At 67.9% G+C, this 15,698-nt stretch carries 10 protein-coding genes; all 10 read left to right on the top strand.

What is annotated here, in order from left to right:
* The first annotated feature begins 75 nt into the window (after window positions 1-75).
* The 10 genes from QUE68_RS15315 (at window position 76) to QUE68_RS15270 (ending at window position 15,674) form a co-directional block, all read left to right on the top strand.
* Window positions 76-1,578, top strand: coding sequence for an anthranilate synthase component I (locus tag QUE68_RS15315; RefSeq protein WP_286275837.1), 1,503 nt, complete (start codon window positions 76-78; stop codon window positions 1,576-1,578).
* Window positions 1,575-2,180: a TIGR02234 family membrane protein gene (locus tag QUE68_RS15310; RefSeq protein ID WP_286274113.1), complete on the top strand. Its 606-nt coding sequence runs from the start codon at window positions 1,575-1,577 to the stop codon at window positions 2,178-2,180. Before QUE68_RS15315 ends, QUE68_RS15310 begins: the two co-directional genes overlap by 4 nt.
* Before the next feature lie 83 nt (window positions 2,181-2,263).
* Entirely contained in the window at window positions 2,264-3,082 is an 819-nt protein-coding gene (gene trpC / locus QUE68_RS15305) for an indole-3-glycerol phosphate synthase TrpC (protein WP_284226908.1), read from the top strand.
* Between the two features lie 4 nt (window positions 3,083-3,086).
* A complete protein-coding gene (gene trpB, locus QUE68_RS15300; RefSeq protein WP_284226906.1) occupies window positions 3,087-4,352 on the top strand; it encodes a tryptophan synthase subunit beta in 1,266 nt (421 codons plus the stop codon).
* Window positions 4,349-5,143, top strand: coding sequence for a tryptophan synthase subunit alpha (gene trpA, locus QUE68_RS15295; protein WP_286274112.1), 795 nt, complete (start codon window positions 4,349-4,351; stop codon window positions 5,141-5,143). The genes trpB and trpA overlap by 4 nt, the downstream gene beginning before the upstream one ends.
* A complete protein-coding gene (lgt, locus tag QUE68_RS15290) occupies window positions 5,140-7,518 on the top strand; it encodes a prolipoprotein diacylglyceryl transferase (protein ID WP_286274111.1) in 2,379 nt (792 codons plus the stop codon). Before trpA ends, lgt begins: the two co-directional genes overlap by 4 nt.
* A gap of 92 nt (window positions 7,519-7,610) precedes the next feature.
* On the top strand, window positions 7,611-9,083 hold the full coding sequence (locus QUE68_RS15285; protein WP_286274109.1) for an HNH endonuclease signature motif containing protein: 1,473 nt from the start codon (window positions 7,611-7,613) through the stop codon (window positions 9,081-9,083).
* A gap of 31 nt (window positions 9,084-9,114) precedes the next feature.
* Window positions 9,115-9,528: a DUF2752 domain-containing protein gene (locus QUE68_RS15280; protein ID WP_286274108.1), complete on the top strand. Its 414-nt coding sequence runs from the start codon at window positions 9,115-9,117 to the stop codon at window positions 9,526-9,528.
* 82 nt (window positions 9,529-9,610) lie between these two features.
* A complete protein-coding gene (gltB, locus tag QUE68_RS15275; RefSeq protein ID WP_286274107.1) occupies window positions 9,611-14,179 on the top strand; it encodes a glutamate synthase large subunit in 4,569 nt (1,522 codons plus the stop codon).
* Window positions 14,172-15,674 (top strand): glutamate synthase subunit beta, encoded by a 1,503-nt coding sequence (locus tag QUE68_RS15270; protein WP_286274106.1) that lies wholly within the window; start codon window positions 14,172-14,174, stop codon window positions 15,672-15,674. The genes gltB and QUE68_RS15270 overlap by 8 nt, the downstream gene beginning before the upstream one ends.
* Window positions 15,675-15,698 lie beyond the last annotated feature (24 nt).

Raw genomic sequence — 15,698 nt, 5'->3', positions numbered from 1 at the left:
TCACCCGCGCCGATCTGGGAGGATCGTCTCGTGCAAGGACATCCCCAGGTCGCGTCACCGGCCGCCCACCTCGCCATGACGACGTCACGCGAGGACTTCCGGGTGCTGGCCGCCGAGCACCGCGTGGTTCCCGTGACGCGAAAGGTGCTCGCCGACAGCGAGACGCCCCTGTCGGCGTACCGCAAGCTCGCCGGCAACCGGCCGGGCACGTTCCTGCTGGAGTCCGCGGAGAACGGCCGGTCCTGGTCCCGGTGGTCGTTCATCGGCGCCGGTTCTCCGTCGGCGCTGACCGTGCGTGACGATCAGGCGGTGTGGCTCGGCGTCACCCCGCAGGGCGCTCCGACCGGGGGCGATCCGCTGAAGGCGCTGCGCACCACCCTCGAGGTGTTGGCCACCGCGGCGCTGCCCGGACTTCCGCCGCTGTCGAGTGGACTGGTCGGCTTCTTCGCCTACGACATGGTGCGCCGGCTGGAACGTCTACCCGAACTCGCCGTCGACGATCTGCACCTGCCGGACATGCTTCTGCTCCTGGCGACGGACATCGCCGCGGTCGACCATCACGAGGGCACGATCACGTTGATCGCCAACGCGGTCAATTGGAATGGCACCGACGAGCACGTGGATCAGGCCTACGACGAGGCGGTGGGGCGGTTGGACGTCATGACCACGGCGCTCGGCGAGCCGCTCGCGTCGGCCGTCGCGACCTTCGGCAGGCCGGAACCCCGCCAGCGCGCCCAGCGCACCGTCGAGGAGTACTCGGCGATCGTGGAGAAGCTCGTCGGTGACATCGAGGCGGGGGAGGCGTTCCAGGTGGTGCCGTCGCAGCGCTTCGAGATGGACACCTCCGCCGATCCCATCGACGTGTACCGGCTGCTGCGGGTCACCAACCCCAGTCCGTACATGTACTTACTGAACGTCCCCAATAGTGTTGGCGAACTTGATTTCTCGGTTGTCGGGTCCAGTCCCGAGGCCCTGGTGACGGTCAGCGACGGCAAGGCGACGACCCATCCGATCGCTGGCACGCGCTGGCGCGGTGCGACCGAGGAGGAGGACGTGCTGCTGGAGAAGGAGCTCCTGGCCGACGAGAAGGAACGGGCCGAGCACCTGATGCTGGTGGACCTCGGCCGCAACGACCTCGGGCGGGTGTGCGTCCCCGGCACCGTTCGCGTGGAGGACTACAGCCACATCGAGCGTTACAGCCACGTCATGCATCTCGTGTCGACCGTCACGGGACATCTGGCCGACGGCAAGACAGCACTCGACGCCATCACGGCCTGCTTCCCGGCCGGCACGCTGTCGGGGGCGCCCAAGGTGCGGGCGATGGAGCTCATCGAAGAGGTCGAGAAGACCCGGCGCGGCCTGTATGGGGGCGTCCTGGGGTACCTCGACTTCGCGGGCAACGCCGATTTCGCGATCGCCATCAGGACCGCGCTCATGCGGGACGGCACCGCATACGTGCAAGCGGGCGGCGGTGTCGTCGCCGACTCGAACGGCCAGTACGAATTCGACGAGGCCTCGAACAAGGCGCGTGCGGTGCTCAACGCGATCGCCGCCGCCGAGACCCTGAGTGAGCCGTGACCCGCGTCGCGCAGCTCCTGCTCGTGCTGTCCGCGCTGGCGCTGTGGGTGGCCTCGCGGATGACGTGGGTAGACGTGACGTCGTTCGACGGCCTCGGGCAGCCGAAGTCGACGACGCTGAACGGCGCGTCCTGGTCCACCGCCCTGGTGCCCCTGGCCTTGGTCACCCTCGCCGCCGCCGTCGCCGCGCTCGCGGTACACGGGTGGATATTGCGACTCGTGGGCGCGCTCGTCGCGGTCGCGACGATCGGCATGGGCTATCTGGGAGTCGGTCTATGGGTCGTCCGCGACGTCGCCCCGCGGGCGGCGGACCTGGCGCAGATCCCGATCACCGCGCTGATCGGCACCCAACGCCACCACGGGGGCGCGGTGGTGACGCTGGCGGCCGCGGTGTGCGCCCTGATCGGCTCCGTACTGCTAATGCGGTCGGCGGCCAGGAGCGGCACGGACACCGCGATGACGTCCGGGAAGTACGCGGCGCCGGCGGTGAAGCGGGAGGCTGCGCGGCAGGAGAGCGCCGACGACGACATGTCCGAACGGATGATCTGGGATGCGCTCGACGAGGGCCGCGACCCGACGAATTCGGACAACGAGGGGCGGTGACAGCCCGTGTGGCGCTGGCGACTACCCTTTCCGGAGGAGTTCACCTGGGACTTCCAGAGGGCAAGAATCGGGAGCGACGGCTGATGAGTTCGGGGACCGTGCTCGACTCCATCATCGAGGGAGTTCGGGCCGACGTAGCCGCTCGTGAGGCGCTCGTGACCTTGGTCGAGGTCAAGCAAAAGGCCAAGGACGCCCGCGCTGCCCTCGACGTGATGGCGGCGCTGCGGGCCGACGGCATCGGTGTCATCGCCGAGGTGAAGCGCGCCAGCCCGTCGCGCGGTGAGCTCGCCACCATCTCGGACCCGGCCAAGTTGGCACGCGCGTACCAGGACGGCGGAGCCAGGGTCATCAGCGTCCTGACCGAGCAACGCCGTTTCAACGGCTCGCTCGACGATCTCGACGCCGTCCGTGCCGCGGTGACGATCCCCGTGCTGCGCAAGGACTTCATCGTCGGCCCCTACCAGATTCACGAGGCCCGCGCCCACGGTGCCGACATGCTGCTGTTGATCGTGGCGGCACTCGAGCAGTCGGCGCTGGTGTCGATGATCGATCGCACGGAATCGCTGGGGATGACCGCTCTCGTCGAGGTCCACACCGAGGAGGAAGCCGACCGTGCTCTGCAGGCAGGCGCCCGCGTGATCGGTGTCAACGCACGCGATCTCAAGACTCTCGAGGTGGATCGGGACTGCTTCGCCCGCATCGCCCCGGGCCTGCCCTCCAACGTCATCCGGATCGCCGAGTCCGGCGTTCGGGGCACCGCCGACCTGCTCGCGTATGCAGGAGCCGGGGCCGACGCCGTTCTCGTCGGTGAGGGACTGGTCACCAGTGGTGATCCCCGCAGCGCCGTGGCCGATCTCGTCACCGCAGGCACGCACCCGTCCTGCCCGAAACCGTCGCGCTGACACAGTGGCCGAATTCGTAGGCCCGGAGCTGCCGCGTTCCAGCGCAGCCATCGCCGAACCAACGACGCACGACCCCGACGCCAAGGGGCACTTCGGTCCCTATGGCGGGCGGCTGGTTCCCGAGGCGCTCATGGCGGTCATCGAAGAGGTGACCGCGGCTTACGAGAAGGCCAGGACCGACCAGACGTTCCTCGACGAACTCGACCGACTGCAGCGGCATTACACGGGACGCCCGTCCCCGCTCTACGAGGCGGAGCGGCTCAGTGAGTACGCCGGTGGCGCACGGATCTTCCTGAAACGGGAAGATCTGAACCACACGGGTTCTCACAAGATCAACAACGTGCTCGGCCAGGCGCTCCTCGCCAAGCAGATGGGCAAGACCCGCATCATCGCCGAGACGGGCGCCGGTCAGCACGGCGTGGCCTCCGCCACGGCCTGCGCACTGCTGGGCCTGAGGTGCGTGATCTACATGGGCGCCGTCGACACCGCGCGTCAAGCCCTCAACGTCGCCCGGATGCGACTGCTCGGTGCCGAGGTGGTGGCCGTCGAATCTGGTTCGAAGACGCTGAAGGACGCGATCAACGAGACCTTCCGGGACTGGGTCGCCAACGCCGACGACACGTACTACTGCTTCGGTACCGCGGCGGGCCCGCACCCGTTCCCCACCATGGTGCGCGACTTCCAGCGCGTGATCGGCATGGAGGCTCGGGTTCAGATCCTCGACCAGGCGGGCCGGCTCCCCGACGCGGTGACCGCGTGCATCGGCGGGGGATCCAACGCCATCGGCGTCTTCCATGCCTTCCTCGACGATCCCGGCGTCCGGCTGATCGGATACGAGGCTGCGGGTGACGGCGTAGAGACGGGCCGGCACGCCGCCACCTTTGCCGGTGGCACGCCCGGCGCGTTCCAGGGCTCGTTCTCCTACCTGTTGCAGGACGAGGACGGCCAGACCGTCGAATCTCATTCCATCTCAGCCGGTCTCGACTACCCAGGCGTCGGCCCGGAGCACGCCTTCCTGAAGGACGCCGGTCGCGCCGAGTACCGTCCGATCACCGACACCCAGGCGATGGACGCGTTCTCGCTGTTGTCTCGGACCGAGGGGATCATCCCGGCGATCGAGTCCGCACACGCCGTGGCGGGTGCCCTCGAACTCGGCGTGGAACTCGGCCCCGGTTCGATCATCCTGATCAACCTGTCCGGCCGCGGTGACAAGGACGTCGAGACCGCCGCCAAGTGGTTCGGCCTCTTCGACGATCAGGGGACGCCGTGACGGCCGGCGGGCTGTCGACGGTATTCGCGGAGTGCCGGGCTGAGCAGCGGTCCGCGCTCATCGGCTACCTCCCCACCGGCTTCCCGGACGTCGAAACCTCCATTGCGGCGATGACGGCGATGGTCGAATCTGGTTGCGACATCATCGAAGTCGGCGTCGCGTATTCCGATCCTGGGATGGACGGCCCGACCATCGCCGCGGCGACGCAGGTGGCGCTGCAGGGTGGCGTGCGGGTGCGGGATGCGCTGTCGGCCGTGGAGGCCATCAGCAATGCGGGTGGAAGCGCGGTCGTCATGACGTACTGGAACCCGGTCCTGCGCTGGGGGATCGATGCCTTCGCGCGCGATCTCGCGTCGGCCGGCGGCCTGGGTCTGATCACCCCGGACCTCATCCCAGACGAAGCCGACGAATGGATTCACGCGTCCGACGAACATGGTCTGGACCGAATCTTCCTGGTGGCGCCGTCATCGACGCCGGAACGTCTGTCCGCGACGGTGTCGGCGTCGCACGGATTCGTCTACGCCGCTTCCACGATGGGCGTGACGGGTGCCCGTGATGCCGTGTCGGACCTCGCGCCGGAGTTGGTGCGGCGCGTCCGCGAGGTCTCGGATATCCCTGTGGGCGTCGGGCTTGGCGTGCGGTCGCGCGAGCAGGCGGCGCAGATCGGCTCTTACGCCGATGGCGTGATCGTCGGATCCGCACTGGTGACGGCACTGACTGACGGCTTACCAGCACTGAGGGCACTGACCGAAGAACTCGCCGAGGGTGTGCGACAGAGGATTTCTGAGTGACGACAACCGTTTTGGCCCTCATCCCGAGTCCGTCGCAGGGGGTGTGGCACCTCGGGTTCGTTCCGATCCGGGCCTACGCCCTGTGCATCATCGCTGGCATCGTGGCGGCCCTGGTCATCGGCGATCGTCGGTGGGAGGCGCGTGGTGGCGAACGTGGCGTCATCTACGACGTGGCGTTGTGGGCGGTGCCGTTCGGTCTGATCGGCGGTCGGCTGTACCACGTCATGACGGACTGGCCGAAGTACTTTGGCCCCGACGGTGCGGGTTTCGCAGCGGCCCTGCGGATTTGGGATGGCGGCCTGGGCATCTGGGGCGCCGTGGCCCTGGGCGCCGTCGGCGCGTGGATCGCTTGCCGGCACCGGGGAATCCCGTTGCCCGCCTTCGGCGATGCAGTTGCGCCGGGCATCATCTTGGCGCAGGCCCTCGGGCGGCTGGGCAACTACTTCAACCAGGAGCTCTACGGCCGCGAGACGGATCTGCCCTGGGGTCTGACGATCTATGACCGGTTGGACCCGTCGGGCGTGGTCAGCCCGCACTCCCTCGATGGGGTGTCGACGGGCCAGGTGTACGCGGTCGTGCATCCCACGTTCCTGTACGAGCTCCTATGGAACGTGCTCATCTTCGCCGTTCTGCTCTGGGCCGACCGCCGTTTCAAGCTTGGTCACGGCCGCCTGTTCGCGCTTTACGTGGCGGGATACTGCGTCGGCCGGTTCTGGGTCGAGTTGATGCGCAGCGACACTGCCACGCTCATCGCGGGCATCCGGGTGAACACCTTCACCTCGACGTTCGTGTTCATCGGTGCGGTCATCTACATCATGGTGGCGCCCAAGGGCCGCGAAGATCCGGCAACCTTGCGCGGCAACGCACCCGACGAGACGCTGCTCGACGAGTTGGGTGCTGAGTTGGTCGCCGTTACAGCGACGTCGGGCGTGGTTGCGGCGGCCAAGGTCGCCGGGGACGAGGACCGGGCAGAGGCGCCGCCCGGCACCGCGTCGGAGGCTGCTGCGGAGGCGGAGGATCTGACCGAGCAGGTCGAGACGGCCCCGTCGGAGGACATCGCCGAGGCGGAGGCGTTCGCCGCCGCAGGTGACGCAGCTGACCAGCCGGAAGCAGGTCTCGGCGCTGTCGAGGGTGAGGACGCTCGCGCTGCGGAGGTCGCCGCACCCGAAGCGCACGAGGCGGCCGTGGAAGCGGCTGCCGAGGCCGAGACCGTGGCAGACGAGGTCGCGGCCGAAGATTCAACCGCCGCGCCGGAAGCCGGGCTTGGGTCCGTCGATGGCAGCGAGGTCGAGGCGGCGCAAGCTGACGCGGCCGAGGTCCACGAGGCCGCGGTCGAGGGTGTCGACGATGCCGAAGCCGCGGCCGAGGACGTCGCGGCCGAGCCTGATGCGGCCGCCGAGGTCGTCGCCGAAACGCCCGCGCCCGAAGCCGGCCTTGGTTCCGTTGACGGTGGCGAGGTTGAAGCTGCGCAAGAAGACGCCGCCGTGGTCCACGAGGCCGCCGTCGAGGGTGCCGACGAGGCCGAGTCGGTCGCTGAAGACGTCGCTGCCGAGCCTGATGCAGTCGCCGAGGTGGCGGCGGAAGAGGCTGCGCAAGCCGACGCCGCCGAGGTTCACGAGGCTGCCGTCGGGGGTGCCGATGATGCCGAGGCCATGGCCGCCGAGCCTGATGCGGCCGCCGACGTGGCGGCGGAAGAGCCCGCGCCGGAAGCCGACCTCGGCTCCGTTGATGGTGGCGAGGTTGAGGCTGCGCAAGCCGATGCAGCCGAGGTTCATGAGGCTGCCGCTGAGGACGTGGCGGCGGAAGAGCCTGCGCCCGAAGCCGGTCTTGGCTCCGTTGATGGTGGCGAGGTGGAGGCTGCGCAGGGCGATGCCGCGGAGGTTCACGAGGCTGCCGTCGTGGGTGCCGATGCCGCCCAGTCCACGGCCGAGGACGCCATGGCCGCCGAGCCTGATGCGGCCGCCGAGGTGGCGGCGGAAGAGCCCGCGCCGGAAGCGGGTCTTGGCTCCGTTGATGGTGGCGAGGTTGAGGCTGAACAAGCCGATGCAGCCGAGGTCCGCGAAGCTTCCGTCGAGGGTGCCGACGATGCCGAAGCCACGGCCGCCGAGCCTGATGCGGCCGCCGACGTCGCGGCGGAAGAGCCCGCGCCCGAAGAAGGCCTTGGCTCCGTTGATGGTGGCGAGGTGGAGGCTGCGCAAGGCGACGCCGCCGAGGTCCACGAGGCCGCCGTCGAAGGTGCCGATGAGGCCGAAGCCGTCGCCGAGGACGTCGCGGCCGAGCCTGACGCAGCTCCTAGCGTCGCAGCGCCAACCGTGACGCCACCCGCTCCCGCTCCGCGGCAGGCTTCACGGCGTCGTTGGTGGCGTCGCGGCTAGAAGATCCTCGCGTTCATCCACAGACGCGAGTTCATCCACAGATTGAGCTGTGGCGCTTTCGGCGCTGCATGAGACGCGGCATCATCGAACACATGTTCGAGATTGATCTGCCCGAGCCCGAGGTCGTCCGTGGTCTCGACGACGCCGGGCTGGTCGATGCCATCATCGCGACGTCGAAGCTCGAGTCCGCAGTTCAGGCGAGGCGGCTCAGCGCCGTCGGCGAGCTCTGGGATCGCCGCAAGCAACAGGCCGACGATGGTGAACGCGAGTACTTCTTCATCGATACCCGGGAAGCCGTCGCGGCCGAGATCGCTGCCGCGGTCGGCGTCACGTCCGCCCGCGCGTCGGGCCTAATCAGGGTGGGGGAGGCGCTGCGCGACCGCCTGCCTCGGGTAGCCGCCGTCTTTGCTCGTGGTGACATCGACCTCGCGATGGTATTCGCGATCGTCTACCGCACGGAGTTGATCGACGACGACGATGCCGTGGCCAGAATCGACGCCGAATTGGCCCGCCGAGCGCCCGGTTGGACGAAGTACTCGCGGAAGAAGATCGCCGAATACATCGACTCATGGGTTGGCCGCTTCGATCCCGTGTGGGTGAGAGAACCGAAGAAGCCCACCGAGGACCGCTATCTCGACGTGAGGTCGTCGAGTCAAGGCATGGCAGGCATCTGGGGCAACCTCAACGTCAATGACGCCATCGAATTCGACGGACGCATCGACGTACTGACGGCCACCGTCTGCCCCAAAGACCCCCGGACCAAGGCTCAACTCCGGGCTGACGCCGTCCGCCCGCTGGCCAACCGCCAAGACTTCATGACCTGCCTGTGTGGCAGCGACGACTGCACCGCCGAGAAGTCCACCGCGGACCAGAAGGTCGTCATTCACGTCATTGCCGAGTCGTCCACGGTCGATGGCGACGGCGAGGCGCCCGGCTACGTCGACGGATTCGGACCGATCGCCGCTGACACGGTGCGGGACCTAGCGAGAACGGCCCGCCGCAAGCCGCTCGTCATTCCGACCGGCCTTCCCGCCGAGTGTGGTTACCGACCATCCACCGCGCTGGCCGAGTTCGTGCGCTCCCGCGACCTCTTCTGCCGGTTCCCCGGCTGCGACGTCCCAGCGACGCTCTGCGACATCGACCACACGGTTCCCTATGTGCTGGGCGGATTGACGCATGCCTCGAACATGAAGTGCGAATGCCGAAAACATCACTTGCTGAAGACGTTCTACGTAGGCCCCGGCGGATGGTTCGAGAGGCAACTGCCCGACGGCACCGTCGAATGGGTCGCTCCCACGGGGCACGTCTACGTCACCAAGCCGGGTGGGCAGCTGTACTTTCCTGCGCTGTCGCAGCCGACCGGGGAGCTGCCGGACCCGCCCACGATCATCCTGCCGCACCCCGGGCGCTCCGAGATGATGCCCAGGCGGCAGCGCACACGCGCCGAGGAGACGGCTCGACGTCTTGCAGACGAGCGGCAGCGCAACGCGGACCGGCTCAGCGAGCAGGCGCGAATTCGTGCAGAACAAGAGGCACGAGACGACCAGCCGCCGCCACCCTTCTAACGGCTGGCCGTCTGGCATGCTGGATGGCGCGATGACACCCGATGAGACCACCCGCCATCAGGGACCCCGTTACGCCACCCTCGGGACGGCGGGCATCTTCGTTGGCGCCCTGGCCTACATCGGCCTGCGGGATCCGCACGCGCCGGGATTCGGTTTTCCGCCATGCCCGTTCCGTCTGCTCACCGGTTGGAACTGCCCCGGCTGCGGCGGCCTGCGCATGACTCATGATCTGCTCCACGGCGACATCGGTGCAGCCATCGTGGACAACGCATTCCTGCTCGTCGGTCTCCCGCTTCTCGCTCTATGGATGATCATCCGCTGGCGGGGCGGCCGCACGTTGATGCCCAAACCCGCCATCTTCCTGGTGATCGTCGCGGCCGTCATGTGGACTGTGGTCCGCAATCTGCCCGGGTTTCCGCTGGTCCCGACGCTTATCGGCGGGTAGCTCCGCGGCTCCGCTGATACACTTGCGCTTCGGGCCGCTGCAGTCCCGGAGACACGTTTTCCGGACTGCGGAGGTGCTGCGAGTGTTGTTCTCGGCGATGCCAGAAGCTCAGGGTCTCTACGACCCCGAGAACGAAGCGGATTCCTGTGGCGTGGCCATGGTCACCGACATCAAGGGACGCCGATCCCACGCCATCGTCGCCGACGGCCTGACCGCGCTGGAGCACCTCGAGCATCGTGGGGCGGCGGGTGCCGAACCGAACAGTGGCGACGGCGCAGGCATCCTCTTGCAGTTGCCGGTCGAGCTGCTGCGCGAGGTCGTCGACTTCGAGCTGCCGACGCCAACTCCGCAGGGCGCCAACACCTTCGCGGTCGGCATCTGCTTCCTGCCGCAGGAATCGTCAGCCCGTGAGGCGGCGTGCCAGCGCATCGAGTCGATCGCGGCCGAAGAGGGTCTGGAGGTGCTCGGCTGGCGCCAGGTCCCGGTCGACCCCGTCGGCGCCGGCATCGGCGTCACCGCCGTCAACTGCATGCCCTACATGGCGCAGTTGTTCCTCGCCGCCCCGGAACGCAACGGCAACAGGCCCGGCGGAATCGACCTCGACCGTCGCGTCTACCCCGTGCGCAAGCTGGCCGAGCAGGGTCCCGAAGAGACCCAGGTGTACTTCGCCTCGCTGTCGAGCCGCACCATCGCCTACAAGGGCATGCTCACGACGATGCAACTGCCGCAATTCTTCTCGGATCTGCGCGACGAACGATGCGCCAGCGCCATCGCCATCGTGCACAGCCGGTTCTCGACCAACACCTTCCCGTCATGGTCCTTGGCGCACCCGTTTCGCTTCGTTGCCCACAACGGCGAGATCAACACCGTCCGCGGCAACCGCAACCGGATGCACGCCCGCGAGGCGATGCTCGGGAGCGCCCAGATCCCCGGCGATCTGGCGCGACTGTCACCGATCTGTACCGCCGAGGCGTCCGACTCGGCCTCCTTCGACCAGGTCCTCGAACTGCTGCACCTCGGCGGTCGCAGCCTCCCGCACGCAGTCCTGATGATGATCCCCGAGGCGTGGGAGAACAACGTCGACATGGACCCGGCGCGGCGGGCGTTCTGGCAGTTCCACGCCTCGTTGATGGAGCCGTGGGACGGTCCCGCATGCGTGACGTTCACCGACGGCAGCGTCGTCGGTGCGGTGTTGGACCGCAACGGTTTACGGCCGGGTCGCTGGTGGCGCACCATCGACGACCGGATCATCCTCGCCAGCGAGAGCGGGGTGCTGGACGTGCCGTCGTCGGAGATCGTTGCCAAGGGGCGGCTCGAACCCGGCAAGATGTTCCTGATCGACACCGTCGAAGGCCGCATCGTCTCCGACGACGAGATCAAGGCAGAACTATCGGCAGCCGAGGCGTACGGCGAATGGCTGCACTCGGGTCTGCTCGACCTCGCCACCCTCCCGGACCGGGCGCGCGTGCAGCCCAACCACGACTCCGTCGTACGACGGCAGATCTCGTTCGGCTACACCGAGGAAGAGCTGCGGATCATGCTCGCGCCGATGGCGGCTTCCGGCGCAGAGCCGTTGGGCTCCATGGGAACCGACACCCCACCCGCGGTTCTGTCGCAACGATCACGGCTGCTCTATGACTACTTCGTCGAGCTCTTCGCGCAGGTGACCAACCCGCCGCTCGACGCCATCCGCGAGGAAGTCGTCACCTCCATGTCGCGGGTCATGGGTCCCGAACACAACCTGCTGGAGCCGACTGCGGCGTCCTGTCGGCAGATCGGCTTGAAGTGGCCGGTCCTCGACAACGACGAACTCAACAAGATCGTTCACGTCAACGCCGACGGTGAGCAGCCGGGACTGAAGACCAAGGTCCTGCGCGCCCTCTACGACGTCGAGCGCGGCGGCGAGGGTCTGGCCGACGCGCTGGAGGAGCTGCGCCTGCGCGCCTGCGAGGCGATCGCGAAGGGGTACCGCACGCTCGTCATCTCCGACCGGGACTCCGACCACACCAAGGCGCCGATCCCGTCGCTGCTGGCAGTGTCGGCGGTGCACCATCACCTCGTTCGCACCAAGGAGCGCACGACGGTCGCCCTGGTGGTGGAAAGCGGCGATGCCCGCGAGGTCCACCACATCGCCATGCTGATCGGTTTCGGTGCGGCCGCGGTCAACCCGTATTTGGCCTTCGAGTCGATCGAGGACTTGATCCGCGAGGGTGAGCTCACGGGTGTCGAGCCATCGACGGCGGTGCGCAACTATCTCAAGGCGCTCGGGAAGGGCGTCATGAAGGTGATGAGCAAGATGGGCATCTCGACCGTCGCCTCCTATACCGGGGCCCAGGCGTTCGAGGCGATCGGGCTCAATCGCGACGTCGTGGACGAATACCTCACCGGCACCCCGAGCCAACTCGGCGGCATCGGACTCGACGTCATCGCCGAAGAAGTCAAACTCCGCCACCGGCGCGCCTATCCCGAGAATCCCACCGAGCGCGTCCACCGTCGCCTCGAGGTCGGTGGCGAGTATGCGTTCCGGCGCGAGGGTGAACTGCACCTCTTCACGCCGGAAGTCGTTTTCCTGCTTCAACATGCGACGCGTACCGGTCGGTACGAGGTGTTCGAGCAGTACTCCGAGGAAGTGAACCGACTGGCGCGCGACGGCGGTGCGCTGCGTGGCCTGTTCGAGTTCAAGTCGGGCGTGCGCGAACCGGTTCCGCTGGACGAGGTCGAATCAGTCGAGTCGATCGTCACGCGCTTCAACACCGGCGCGATGAGCTACGGCTCCATCTCCGCCGAGGCCCACGAGACGATGGCGATCGCGATGAACGCGCTCGGCGGCCGGTCGAATAGTGGCGAGGGTGGCGAAGACGTGGACCGGCTCTACGACCCGCGGCGGCGTAGCGCGGTCAAGCAGGTGGCGTCCGGCCGCTTCGGGGTCACCAGCGACTACCTCGTCAATGCGACGGACATTCAGATCAAGATGGCCCAGGGCGCCAAACCGGGTGAGGGCGGCCAGCTTCCGGGCTACAAGGTCTATCCGAACATCGCCAAGACACGCCACTCGACGCCCGGCGTCGGGCTGATCTCACCGCCGCCCCATCACGACATCTACTCCATCGAGGACCTGGCGCAGCTGATCCACGATTTGAAGAACGCCAACTCGTCGGCCCGCATCCACGTCAAGCTGGTCAGCTCGGTCGGGGTGGGCACCGTCGCGGCGGGGGTATCCAAGGCGCACGCAGACGTCGTGTTGATCTCCGGATACGACGGGGGCACCGGCGCCGCGCCGCTGACGTCGCTGAAGCATGCCGGGGCGCCATGGGAGATCGGCCTAGCCGACACGCAGCAGACGCTGGTGCTCAACGGTCTTCGGGACCGCATCACCGTCCAGTGCGACGGCGGGATGCGCACGGCGCGAGACGTCATGGTGGCCATGCTGCTGGGCGCCGAGGAGTACGGCTTCGCGACGGCACCGCTGGTGGTGGCGGGTTGCATCATGATGCGGGTGTGTCACCTCGACACCTGTCCCGTCGGCGTGGCCACGCAGAACCCGGAACTGCGCGCCCGATTCAACGGCAAGCCCGAGTTCGTGGAGAACTTCTTCACGTTCATCGCCGAGGACGTCCGAAAGTATTTGGCGCGGATGGGTTTCCGTAGCATCGACGAGGCGGTCGGTCGGGTCGAGATGCTCGACACCGCACCGGGTGTCGCCCACTGGAAGAGTCAGGGTCTCGACCTCACGCCGATCTTCGCCGTCCCCAGGGACGCGCACGGCGCCGAGCTGACGCAGCGACGCAGGGTCCGCGACCAGGACCATGCACTGGATCATGCGCTGGACCAGACGATCATCGCGCTCGCGGAGGGCGCACTCGAGGATGCACACCCCGTGCGTCTGGAGTTACCGGTGCGCAACGTCAACCGGACGGTCGGCACCCTGCTCGGGGCCGAGGTGACCCGTCGCTACGGTGCGCAGGGTCTCCCCGACGACACCATCCACATCACGCTGACGGGGTCGGCGGGTCAGTCGATCGGGGCGTTCCTCCCGCCGGGAATCACGCTCGACCTCATCGGGGATGCCAATGACTACGTGGGCAAGGGGCTTTCGGGTGGTCGGGTGATCGTGCGACCTCACGACGACGTGCTGTTTCTTCCCGAGGACAACGTCATCGCGGGTAACACCCTGCTGTTCGGTGCGACGTCCGGTGAGGTCTTCCTGCGCGGCACGGTCGGCGAACGGTTCGGTGCGCGCAACTCCGGCGCGTTGGCCGTCGTCGAGGGCGTCGGAGATCATGCGTGCGAGTACATGACCGGCGGGCGCGTCGTGGTGCTGGGACCGACCGGTCGCAACATGGCGGCCGGTATGTCCGGCGGAATTGCCTACGTGCTGGGCCTGGACCCGGCGAAGGTCAATCCCGACATGGTCGGGTTGCAGCGCCTCGAACCGGAGGACCTGGCCTGGTTGCACGACGTCGTCACGCGGCACGGTCGGTACACGGGTAGCACGGTGGCGCGCTCGCTATTGTCTGACTGGCCAAGGCGCAGTGCGCAATTCACGAAGATCATGCCCACCGACTACGAGAAGGTGCTGCACGCCACCCGGATGGCCAAGGCCGAGGGGCGTGACGTGGACACCGCGATCATGGAGGCCACCCGTGGCTGATCCCTTTGGATTCTTGAAGGTCGCGAAGGTCGATGCCGCCAAGAGGCCGGTCGACGAACGGGTCGGCGACTGGCGCGAGGTGTACGAACGCCAGGACCCGCACGAACGTGCCGGCGAGGTGTGCCAGCAGGCGCGACGCTGCATGGACTGCGGTATCCCGTTCTGCCACTCGGGGTCTGCGGGGTGTCCGCTGGGTAACCTGATCCCGGAGTGGAACGACCTCGTCCGCCGCGGCCGTTGGGATGCGGCGAGCGATCGCCTCCACGCCACCAACAACTTCCCGGAGTTCACGGGTCGGTTGTGTCCGGCGCCGTGCGAGACGGCGTGCGTGCTGTCGATCGCCGAGGAGGAGACGGGCGGAGCCGTCACGATCAAGCGGATCGAGCAGTCGATCGCCGACGAGGCGTGGATGGACGGCATCATCGAACCGCAACCCGCGGCCATTTCGACGGGCAAGGGGGTGGCCGTCGTCGGATCGGGGCCGGCAGGATTGGCTGCAGCTCAACAGCTCACCCGCGCCGGACATCACGTGACGGTTTACGAGCGTGATGACCGGATCGGCGGCCTGATGCGCTACGGCATCCCCGAGTACAAGCTGGAGAAGGCGACGCTCGACCAGAGGTTGGCGCAGATGCGGGCCGAGGGAACGCGGTTCGTCACCGACTGCGAGGTCGGCGTCGATCTGTCGATCGAGCAGTTGCGGCGTCAGCACGACGCCGTGGTGCTGGCGGTCGGTGCGCTGCGGTCACGTGACAACCAGGTCGAGGGACGCGAACTCGAGGGCGTGCACCTCGCCATGGAACACCTGGTGCCCGCGAACAAGGAGTGCGAGGGGGACGGCCCGTCGCCGATCTCCGCGGCAGGCAAGCACGTGGTCATCGTCGGGGGCGGTGACACCGGCGCCGACTGCCTGGGTACCGCGCACCGTCAAGGTGCGGCGTCGGTCACCCAGCTGGACTACAACCCGGAACCGCCCGGGCAACGCGACGAGTCGCGCTCGCCGTGGCCCACGTGGCCCTTGGTCCTGCGCACGTCGCCGGCGCACGCCGAAGGTGGAGCGCGCCGGTACGAGGTGGCGGTGCAGCGGTTCGTCGGTGACGACAAGGGCCACCTCACGGCGATGGTGGTCGCCGAGGTCAAGGTGGAGAGGGGCGCCGACGGCCGACGGCAGATCACCCCGGTGGGTGACGAGATCGAGTTGCCGTGTGACCTGGCCCTGCTGGCGATCGGGTTCGAGGGGGTCGAGCACATGCCCCTGCTCGGCGGGCTCGGACTGCAGCTCAACGGGCGCGGTGCGCTGGCCTGCGGGTCGGACTGGCAGACCGACTCGCCGGGCGTCTTCGTCTGTGGCGACGCGCACCGTGGGGCGTCGTTGATCGTGTGGGCGATCGCGGAGGGGCGCAGCGCAGCGCACGCCGTCGACGTCTTCCTGATGGGCGAGTCCGATCTTCCCGCGCCGGTCAGGCCGGGTGCCCTGCCGCTGGCCGCCGTCTGAATCGTCATCTGAATCGATCACGAC

Source organism: Mycolicibacterium sp. TUM20985 (assembly GCF_030295745.1).
Classification (GTDB): domain Bacteria; phylum Actinomycetota; class Actinomycetes; order Mycobacteriales; family Mycobacteriaceae; genus Mycobacterium.
Note: the sequence above shows the minus strand (reverse complement) of the source record. Positions and strands in the feature narration are given on the sequence as shown.

What these genes read in the sequence shown, in the direction of transcription:
- QUE68_RS15315 (WP_286275837.1), top strand. Translation starts at nt 76, where the DNA reads ATGACGACGTCACGCGAGGACTTCCGGGTGCTGGCCGCCGAGCACCGC.
- trpC (WP_284226908.1), top strand. Translation starts at nt 2,264, where the DNA reads ATGAGTTCGGGGACCGTGCTCGACTCCATCATCGAGGGAGTTCGGGCC.
- QUE68_RS15285 (WP_286274109.1), top strand. Translation starts at nt 7,611, where the DNA reads ATGTTCGAGATTGATCTGCCCGAGCCCGAGGTCGTCCGTGGTCTCGAC.
- QUE68_RS15280 (WP_286274108.1), top strand. Translation starts at nt 9,115, where the DNA reads ATGACACCCGATGAGACCACCCGCCATCAGGGACCCCGTTACGCCACC.